The sequence below is a fragment of the Paracidovorax sp. MALMAid1276 genome, from assembly GCF_049198005.1.
In the GTDB taxonomy this organism is placed as follows: domain Bacteria; phylum Pseudomonadota; class Gammaproteobacteria; order Burkholderiales; family Burkholderiaceae_C; genus Acidovorax.
On record NZ_JBMIRS010000060.1, the window covers coordinates 1 to 9,819 of the forward strand.

The 9,819-nt window shown below is 69.5% G+C and carries 5 protein-coding genes and 1 pseudogene; 1 reads left to right on the plus strand and 5 read right to left on the minus strand.

Annotated features, from left to right (window positions below):
• Positions 1–95 precede the first annotated feature (95 nt).
• The 5 genes and pseudogenes from cobA to ACOQFS_RS03515 all read right to left on the minus strand — a co-directional run.
• Entirely contained in the window at positions 96–917 is an 822-nt protein-coding gene (gene cobA, locus ACOQFS_RS03495) for a uroporphyrinogen-III C-methyltransferase (RefSeq protein WP_421561576.1), read from the minus strand.
• On the minus strand, positions 914–1,849 hold the full coding sequence (ybiB, locus tag ACOQFS_RS03500) for a DNA-binding protein YbiB (RefSeq protein ID WP_421561577.1): 936 nt from the start codon (positions 1,847–1,849) through the stop codon (positions 914–916). Before ybiB ends, cobA begins: the two co-directional genes overlap by 4 nt.
• Positions 1,850–2,179: 330 nt before the next feature.
• Positions 2,180–5,065, minus strand: coding sequence for a molybdopterin-dependent oxidoreductase (locus tag ACOQFS_RS03505; RefSeq protein WP_421561578.1), 2,886 nt, complete (start codon positions 5,063–5,065; stop codon positions 2,180–2,182).
• A 108-nt stretch (positions 5,066–5,173) separates the two neighbouring features.
• Complete coding sequence (locus ACOQFS_RS03510) at positions 5,174–6,040, minus strand: type IV pili methyl-accepting chemotaxis transducer N-terminal domain-containing protein (protein WP_421561579.1); 867 nt, start codon at positions 6,038–6,040, stop codon at positions 5,174–5,176.
• 77 nt (positions 6,041–6,117) lie between these two features.
• Positions 6,118–7,329, minus strand: a pseudogene (locus tag ACOQFS_RS03515) (NAD(P)/FAD-dependent oxidoreductase); the annotation flags it as partial.
• A 481-nt stretch (positions 7,330–7,810) separates the two neighbouring features.
• Between ACOQFS_RS03515 and ACOQFS_RS03520 the strand changes: the two are divergent.
• Positions 7,811–9,610, plus strand: a complete 1,800-nt coding sequence (locus tag ACOQFS_RS03520; protein WP_421561580.1) for a protein kinase domain-containing protein — start codon at positions 7,811–7,813, stop codon at positions 9,608–9,610.
• The last annotated feature ends 209 nt before the right edge of the window (positions 9,611–9,819 follow it).

Here is a 9,819-nt window from a genome sequence, read left to right on the forward strand (position 1 = left end):
GCTATTGGCTGCAAAAAGACGCCTTGCGGCCCATCCCGATCCGCACTACCACGCACTCGCGAGGGTTATGCAGGACATCCCTAGGTCTTGTGTGCTCAGCCCGCCCGCCGGGCCTGCAGCGGCGCTGCGCCAACGTCTTGCGTGGCCAGCGCGACGCCGCGCACCACATCGCCCACCACGATCACCGAAGGGCTGGCCAGCCCTTCGCGGGTGATGGTGGCGTGCAGCGCGCCCAGGGTGGTCACGGCGTGCCGCTGTTGCGGCAGGCTGGCGTGCTGGATGACGGCGACGGGCGTGTCGGCGGGCAGGCCCGTGAGCAGTTCCTGCTCGATGGTGGCGGCGCCGCTCACGCCCATGTAGATCACGAGTGTGAGCTTGGCATCGCGCGCCGTGGCGGCCAGCTGGCGCCAGTCGGTGCCGGCGTCGCCGGGCTTGGCGTGGCCGGTGACAAACACCACACCGTGGGCGTGCTCGCGGTGCGTGAGCGGCGCGCCCAGCGAGGTCAGGCCCGCCAGGCCTGCGGTGATGCCGTTGATGACGTCCACCTGCACGCCGGCAGCGCGCAAGTGTTCGACCTCTTCGCCGCCCCGGCCAAAGATGAACGGGTCGCCGCCCTTGAGGCGCACCACGTTCTCGCCTTCGTTCACGGCCATCAGCATCAGCTTTTCGATGAAGGCCTGGGGCGTGCTCTTGCAGCCGCCGCGCTTGCCCACATGCACGATGCGGGCCGTGGGCGAGGCATGCGCCACGATGGCGTCGCTCACCAGGTCGTCCACCAGCAGCACGGTGGCTGCCTGAATGGCCTTGAGCGCCTTGAGGGTGAGCAGGTCCGGGTCGCCAGGGCCCGCGCCCACCAGGGTGCAGCGGCCGCCTGCGTACGCAGCGGGCACGGGGTGGGACGGCGTGGGGCGGTTCATGGGGTTGTCTCCAGATCGGGCTGTTCGGTAGTGCGATCAGCAAGGTGCAAGATATGTTCCACCTGCCGCGCAATGGCGGGGGGGATGGGCAGCTCACCCGCCAGCACGCGGCGGGTGTACGCCGCCGTGGTGGCCACGTCGATCTCGGCGGGCAGGCCGGGCACTTCGCTGGCGGTGCCGGGCTGCTGTGCGTCCAGCACTGCGTGCGCGCCGTGCACAAAGCCGTCGTAGCGCGGCGTGCGGCGCGGGTCGGTGGCCACCTCGCCCTCCAGCCCGCGCGAGAGCAGGGCCGTCATGCCCAGCGTGCGGAAGGTGGCCTGCAGCATCTCGAAATACTCCGGGTGTGTGTAGGCCGTCACCACCACCGACGGCCCCGCGCACGGGTTCATCAGCTTGACCACGCTGTGGCCCGGGTTGCGCAGGCCCACCACCTCGCGCACGGCCAGCAGGCGCGCCAGCCCCGCATGCAGATGCTGGGTGTGGATGTGCCGCACGCTGCCGTTTGCTATCGTTTCAGGAGCTGTCAAGTCAGGCACATCAAGCGCTAGAAGCACATCAGAGGCCAAAATGCGGCGCGCCTCGGTGCGCATGCCATGCAGCAGCACGGGCAGGCCTTCGCGCGCCAGCAGCAGTGCCAGCAGCGGCGTGAGCACGGGCAGCTTGCGCGCGCCGTTGTAGCTGGGCAGCACGATGAGCGGGCGGTCGGTGGCCGGCAGCTCGGTCAGGCGCTGGTGGGTGGCGTCCAGAAAACCGCACATCTCCTCGGCCGTCTCGCCCTTGATGCGCATGGCCAGGCAAAACGCGCCCACCTCCAGGTCGCTCACCTGCCCATCGAGCACCTGGCCGAACAGGTCGGCAGCCTGCTCGCGCGACAGCGGCTTGGCGCCGCGCGCGCCGCGGCCTATTTCCTTGATGTACTGAGCGATGGCCATGGTTCTTGGTGGTGAGACTTGTGAAACAGGGCTCCAGCGGCGTTATTGCGGCTTGCCGTACGCACGTACTGTCTGCGCCGCAATGCCTTGCTAGTGTCCCGAGTTAGAAGTTCGTTGAAAAAATAAAGATGTCGAAATCGTTGTCAGGCAAGGCGCAAACCACAGCGATAGCCGTAGCTATCGCGAGGATTTGCAACGCCGCATGGCGGCGATTCTCGACATCTTTATGAAACGAACTTCTAACTCGGGACACTAGCGCCCTGTTGCACAAGTCCGGAGATCTCGGGGGGTGTTCAGTGCATATTTTCCGGTAAACCTGCCAACTTTTGGTTATATGGCGGCCTGCGCAACCGGCTTGGTTGCCAGCGGCCCGGTCATCCGCACCATGCGTTTGAGCTCCGGCACGCACGATCCGCAGTTGGTGCCGCAGCGCAGCGTGCCCTGCAGCTGCGCCAGACGGTCCTCGTCGGTGCCGTGGCAGCGGGCCAGCTCGGTGGTGATGGCGGCGTCCGTGACGTTGAAGCAGGTGCATACCGGCTTGCCGCGCGACTGCACGGCCACGGGCGCCTTGGCGCCGGGCACGAGCAGTAGGCGGCCGTACGACTGGGCGGGCAGCTCTTCCTGCAGCAGGGTCTTGAGCCAGCCTTCGGCGCTGGTGTTGCCCGCCAGCACCACGCCCTCCAGCGTCGCGGCGCCATCGGGCTTGCGCGCCAGGCGGGCGGCGCGGCGCTGGCCGCGCTTCTTGTCCGCATAGCGCTGGGTGTCGGCGCCATCCAGGCCCAGCAGCTGCTCGATGCGCTCCAGCGTGGCATCGGGCGGCGCTTCGTGGGCGGCGGCGCGCAGCAGCACGCCCATGCGCTCGCGGCCGGGCTGGTCCAGCGGCGTGTTGTTGCTGAAGGGTACGCAGCTGGCAAACGGAAACTGCGCCATCAGCTCGGCCAGTGCTTCGCGCGTGGCCTGGGCGTGGCCCTCGGGCAGCCAGGCCATGGCCAGCAGCGTCCAGGGCAGCTCGGCCTTCAGGATCTTCACCGCCGCGTGCTTCAACTCGGGCTGCTTGGACGTGGGGCAATAGGCGGAGGTGGTGATGGCATTCACGCCGGCCAGCCGCTCTCCGGTGGACGAGCTGCCGCTCAGGAACTCGCTGCCCCAGTGCATGGCCATGAAGGCCTGCGACGGGCCCACCGTGGCATCGGCGACGGCGGGCACCACGATGGAGCCGCGTTTGCTGGTCACGTGCACCAGGTCGCCGCTGGCCAGCTGCCGCAGCGCCATGTCGTCGGGGTGCATCTGCACGCTGGGCTCAGCCACGTGGCCGAACAGCCGGCCCAGCTGGCCGGTGCGGGTCATGCCGTGCCACTGGTCGCGCAGGCGGCCCGTGGTCAGACTGAACGGGTAGCGCGACTCGCGGGGCTCGGCCACCGGCTTGAAGGCGTGGGCGGCAAAACGCGCACGGCCATCGGCGGTGGGGAACACGCCGTCCTCATACAGCCGCGCCTTGCCCTGGGCGGGCACCGACAGCGCAGGCGCGCCGCTCTCGTCGGGGGGCGTGGCTGGGTCGGCCGGCAGCGGCCATTGCTGCGGGCCTGCGGTGTCCAGCAGCTGCCACGACAGGCCCGTGATGTCGAGGTCGCGCCCGCGTGTGCTTTCGCGGTGCTCGTTCCACACCGCTTCGGCACCCTCGTCGGCGTTGTCGGTGGTGTAGGGGAACAGCGTGGTCGCACCCGGGCGCAGCCGGGCCTCCAGCAGGCGCGCAAACTGCACCGCAATCGCCCAGTCGTGCCGCGCCTCGCCCGGCGCGGGCACGGCGGTGCGCACGCGCGAGATGCGGCGTTCGCTGTTGGTGACGGTGCCTGTCTTCTCGCCCCAGGTGGTGGCGGGCAGCAGCAGGTCGGCATAGCCGCAGGTGGCGGCGGTGGCAAAGGCCTCCTGCACCACCACGAACTCGGCGCGCTGCAGGGCGCGGCGCACGGTGGCCTGGTCGGGCATGCTCTGCGCGGGGTTGGTGCAGGCAATCCACAGGGCCTTGATCTCGCCATCGGCCGCGGCCTGGAACATCTCCACCGCCGTCTTGCCGGGCCGCTCGGGCACGCTGGGCACGCCCCAGAGGGCGGCCACCTCGGCGCGGTGCTGCGGGTTGGCCAGGTCGCGGTGGGCGCTGAGCAGGTTGGCCAGGCCTCCCACCTCGCGCCCGCCCATGGCGTTGGGCTGCCCCGTCAGGCTGAAGGGGCCGGCGCCGGGCTTGCCGATCTGCCCCGTGGCCAGGTGCAGGTTGATCAGCGACGCATTCTTGGCCGTGCCGCTCGTGCTCTGGTTCAGGCCCTGGCAGTAGAGGCTGAGCGTGGCCTTGGACTGCGCAAACCAGCGCGCCGCCGTGGTGAGGTCGGCCACCGAAATGCCGCACACCCCGGCCACGCGCTCGGGCGTGCAGTCGGCCACCAGCGCCTCGAGCGCGTCGAAGCCCGTGGTGTGGGCGGCGATGTAGCCCGCGTCCAGCCAGCCTTCGCGCAGCATCAGGTGCAGCATGCCGTTGAACAGCATCACGTCGCTGCCGGGCTGCAGGGGCAGGAACAGGTCGGCCATGCCCGCGGTGTCGGTGCGGCGCGGGTCGGCCACGATGATCTTCATGCCCGGGTTGGCGGCGCGCGCGTCTTCGATGCGGCGGAACAGGATGGGGTGCGCCCAGGCCGCGTTGCTGCCCACGATGAACAGGCACTGCGCGTGGTTCACGTCGTCATAGCAGGCGGGTGGCGCGTCGGCGCCCAGTGTCTGCTTGTAGCCGGCCACGGCGCTGCTCATGCACAGGCGCGAATTGGTGTCGATGTTGTTGGTGCCGATGAGGCCCTTGGACAGCTTGTTGAAGACGTAGTAGTCCTCGGTGAGCAGCTGGCCGCTCACATAGAAACCGACGGCGTCCGGGCCGTGTTCGCGGATGGTGCGGGCAAAGCGGTCGGCAGCCATGCCGAGCGCGGTGTCCCACGGCACGGGCAGGGCGGCGGCGTCGCGCTGCGCCCTGTGCAGAGGGCGCAGAAGGCGGGTTTGCAGCGCGATGGGCCGGGCTGCGGTGAGGTGCAGCGTGGAGCCCTTGGTGCACAGGCGGCCGAAGTTGGCGGGGTGGGACGGGTCGCCGCGCACGCCGGTGATCTGGCTGCCGTCGCTTTCAATGATCACGCCGCAGCCTACGCCGCAGTAGGGGCAGGTGGATTGGGTTTCTTGCATGGCGCGCTCGTGGTCTGTGTTGTTGTGGTGGTTCAGGTTGCTGTGGCCGGGGTGGGCTCAGGGGCCGGTCGGATCATGGGCGGCTTGGCGCGGCACATCGGCGCGGCATCACGCGGCGAGCGCGGCATACAGCCCCGTCACCCGGTCCATGCTGGCCAGCAGGTTTTCGCTGGCGACGAACACGTCGGACAGCTGGCGCGCCACGTTGGCCGTCGCGCCATGGTTCTGCATGCGTTGCAGGGCGGCGTCGAAAAACACCCACTGGCCGTCGGCCAGCTGCAGCTCCTGCCGGATCCGGTCGGTGGCCTCGGGGGCCTTGCGCAGCACGTCCATGGCGGCGACGAATTCCGTGCGCGCCCGGCCGATCTCGGTGATGGCGGCCGGCGCGTCCACCGGCAGCTGCGCCGCCAGGTAGAACTTGGCCATGCGCTGGCTGAGCATGCGCTGGCGCCCGGCCACGTTGACCAGATGCCCCACGGGCTTGCCCGACGCCGATTCGTACTGCACCGTGCCCTGGTGGGCCAGGGCCAGCACCTTGGCGTCGGCCTGCAGCATGGCGGGTGCGTTGGCGAGCGCGGGGGCTCCCACCAGCAGCGCAGCCTTGTGGGTGGACCACGCGGCTTCGAGCTGGCCGTAGGTGTCGCGGATCGGAGCGCTGGGCGCATAGGCCTTGAGTTCGGACAGCTGCCGCTCGAACAGCGCGACGGACTGCTCCAGCACCTGTTTCGCGGCGGGCTCCTGCACCTTGTGCACCAGCGCCAGCCAGGCCTTGCCCATGCGCTGGCTCAGCATGCGCTGGCGGCCGGCCTTGTTGATCGCGTCGTTGAGGTGGGCGACCTGGGCCTGCGCAGCCCGGGGAGCCAGCGCGAGACCCCATGCGGCAGCCACCGTGGCGCCCGCGCCCGCCAGCAGGGTGCGGCGCGGCAGCGCGTGGGTGTGGGGCGCTTGAAGGGGATGGGTGTGGGTCGCTGTCATGGTGGACTCGTGGCGCGTGCGGCGGGGGGTGGGACGGTGAGAAACAACGAGGCGCTGCGTCATTGCGCGCTGGCGGGGCCGAACATGAGCAGGTCGCGGATCTCGTCCACCGTGCGGCCTTCGCGCAGCAGCTCGAAGTACCAGCTGCCATCCACCGTGTCGCCATACAGGCAGGCACCCACCAGCTTGTCGCCCTTGATCACCAGCTTCTTGTACGAGCCGCTCATGGGGTCGCTCATCACGATCTCCTCCGTGCCTTCACCGCCCTGAAAGTCACCGGCGCTGAACAGATCGATGCCGGTGACCTTGAGCTTGGTCGAGGTCTGCGAGCCCTTGTAGCGGTCGATGCCCATCTCGGCCAGGTGGTTGGCCAGCACCTTGCCCTGCTCGAACAGCGGCGCCACCAGGCCATAGGCGATGCCGCGGTGCGCCGCGCATTCGCCCACCGCGTAGATGCGCGCATCGGTCACGGTCTGCAGCGTGTCGCTGACCACGATGCCCCGGTTCACATGCAGGCGCATCTTCTCGGCCAGGGCCGTGTTGGGGCGGATGCCCACGGCCATCACGACCAGGTCGGCCGGCACCTGGGTGCCATCCTTGAACTTCACGGCCGCCACACGCCCGTCGGGGCCGGCGACCAGCTCCTGCGTCTGTGCATTGAGCAGGAACTGCATGCCCCGCTCCTGCAGCGAATGCTGCAGCATCGTGCCGGCCACGTCGTCCAGCTGGCGTTCCAGCAGCGTGTTGGCCACGTGCACCACGGTGGCCTGCATGCCGCGCTTCATGAGGCCGTTGGCGGCCTCCAGCCCCAGCAGCCCGCCGCCGATGACGACCGCGTGCCGGTAGGTGGCGGCGGCCTCGATCATGGCCTGGGTGTCGGCAATGTCGCGGTAGGCGAGCACGCCCGGCAGATCCTTGCCCGGAATGGGCAGGATGAAAGGGTTGGACCCCGTGGCGAGAATCAGCCGGTCGTATTCGGCGGTGAGGGTTTCGCCCGCCGCGCCCCGGGCCGTGACCGTGCGGCGCACGCGGTCCACGTCGGTCACCGTAAAGCCGGTGTGCAGCGTGATGTGGTGGTCGGCATACCACTGCCGGTCGTTCAGGATGATCTCGTCCAGCGTCTGCTCGCCGGCCAGCACTGGCGACAGCAGGATGCGGTTGTAGTTGGGGTGCGGCTCGGCGCCGAACACCGTGATGTCATACAGGTCGGGCGCAATCTTGAGCAGCTCTTCCAGCGTGCGCACGCCGGCCATGCCGTTCCCCACCATCACCAGCTTGAGCTTTTTCATCGTGATCCACTCCGTTCGTTCATCCGTCAGCCCGTCAGCCCGTCAGTCCGACCGGTCAGCCTCGGCTGCGCGAAAACAAACAAAAAAGGCGTCCACACGGTGGGGCTTCGACATCGATTCGAAACCGCACGTGGGGACGCCATCGTCCTTGCAGCCCGCCCGTGCGCCTTTGCACCGATGGGCTGCGTGGCCCCGACTGGGCCGTTGCGCCTGTGGCAAGCAATGCCCATGCCAGACGCCGAGCGGCGGCGTGCACTGAACCCGGGCCACCCCCTGGAGGGCCGCAGCCGCAGGGCCTGAACGGGGCCGCACAGGGCTCTCAGGCGATGGCCGGGAGTTGATGGGGTGGCGACAAGGCCGTGTGTTGTGCGGACCTTGAGCACAATCCGCACATGTCTGGCGCACGCCCTCCGTGCCCGGATGGGTGCATGGCCGGGCGCCATGCACCACCTTGGGCACGAAACATGCGTGGAGCTGGTGCATGAGCTTTGAACTGGACCATGGCCTGACCTCCCAGGCCGGACGCAAGGAAGTGAACGAAGACTTCGCCGCACTGGTGGCCGGGCAGGGCCGCGAACGCGAGCGGGGCTGCGTGGCTGCCATTGCCGATGGCGTGAGCGCGGGGGGCAATGGCCGCGAGGCGGCGCAGACCACGGTGAACACGCTGATGAGCGACTACTTCGCCACGCCCGAGACCTGGGACACCACCGTGGCGCTGGACCGGGTGCTGAGCGCACACAACGGCTGGCTCGCGTCGATGAACCGGCGCCGCCAGCCGGCCGTGGGGCTGACCACCGTCACGGCGCTGGTGCTGCGCGGGCAGTCGTACACCCTGGCGCATGTGGGCGACACGCGGGCCTATCTGCTGCGCGAGGGGCGGCTGCAGCTGCTGACGGCCGACCACGTGATGTCGCAGCGCGACTTTGCCCACCAGCTCACCCGCGCCATGGGTCTGGACGACCATGTGGTGGTCGACTACAGCCAGGGCGAGGTGCGCAGCGGCGACCTGTTTGTGCTGGCCTCGGACGGCGTGCATGGCAGCCTGCCCGAACGCGAGCTGCGCCAGCTGCTGCGCAACGGCAGCCAGCCTGCCCAGGCGCTGAGCGAAGAGCTGGTGCAGGCCGCGCTGCGCCGGGGCAGCAGCGACAACGCCACCGCGCTGGTGGTGCGCGTGCAGGGCGCGCAGGAAGCCACGCTGCAGGACGAGTCCCGCCGCGCCCGACAACTGCCGGTGCTGCCCCTGCTCAAGGTGGGCGACCGCGTGGACGGGTTGGTGGTGACGGCCCTGGTGGCCGACAGCGGCATCCATCGCATCTACCAGGTGCGCCACCCTCCCACGCAGCGCCTCTATGCGCTCAAGACCCTGGTGCCCGCCCGCGCGCACGACGCCGAAGAGCGCGCCACGCTGGCGCACGAGGCCTGGGTGGCGCGGCGCATGCAGTCCGGCCACGCCGCCGTGCACCTGGCGCGGCTCAACAATTGGCCCCCGGACACCGGGCCCACCGGGGCCCCGGCCCCGAATGCCGCGACCGCACACGACCTGCCGCCCGGCGCCAGCGCGTTCTACCTGCTGTACGACTGGCACGCCGGTGAAACCCTGGGTCAGCGCCTGCGCGGCCAGCAGCCGCTGTCGGTGGCGCAGTCGGTGTCGCTGGTCATGCAGGCCGCGCAGGTGCTGGGCTGGCTGCACCGCCAGGGCGTGGTGCACCGCGACATCAAGCCCGACAACCTGCACCTGGGCGACGACGGCGTGCTGCGCGTGCTGGACCTGGGCGTGGCCCTGTCGGGCCGCGAGCCTGAAGCCACCCGCAGCCTGCACGCGGGCACCCCCAGCTACATGAACCCCGAACAATGGCCGGGCTATGAGCGCGGCGGCGACGCCGAAGGGCAGCTGCCCGACGCGGGCAGCGATCTGTTCGCCCTGGGCGTCACGCTGTACCAGTTGCTCAGCCACGGCCGCCTGCCCTATGGCGAGGTGGTGCAGTACCAGCTGGGGCGTTACCACCGCGACCCCGTGGCCCCCAGCCGCCACAACCCCGGCGTGCCCATCTGGCTTGACCACGTCGCGCTGAAGGCCGTGGCGCGCCACCGCGCGCAACGCTTCGAAACCGCCGAGGAAATGCTGCTGGCGCTGGAGCGCGGCGCGTCCCGGCCCCTATCGGCCCCCGGCCAGCAGCCGCTGATGCAGCGCGACGCCACCGCCGTGTGGAAGATCGCGCTGGCGGTGAGCGTGCTGGTGAACCTGTTGCTGGTGTACTGGCTGCTGTTTTTGCCGCGATAGCAGGGTTTGCTGCAAAAATAATAGCTGCAGACGCTTTTTAGATAAGCGCTGGGGCGGAATTTTGCTTGAACTTTCACCAGCGTTTCGAGCGGGATGCTGATGCTCCCTCTCCCCGTGCGGGAGAGGGCCGGGGAGAGGGGGTGAACAGGCACTGCCCCGTGCAAGCGCCCCCTCTCCCCAACCCTCTCCCGCGAGGGGAGAGGGGGCAG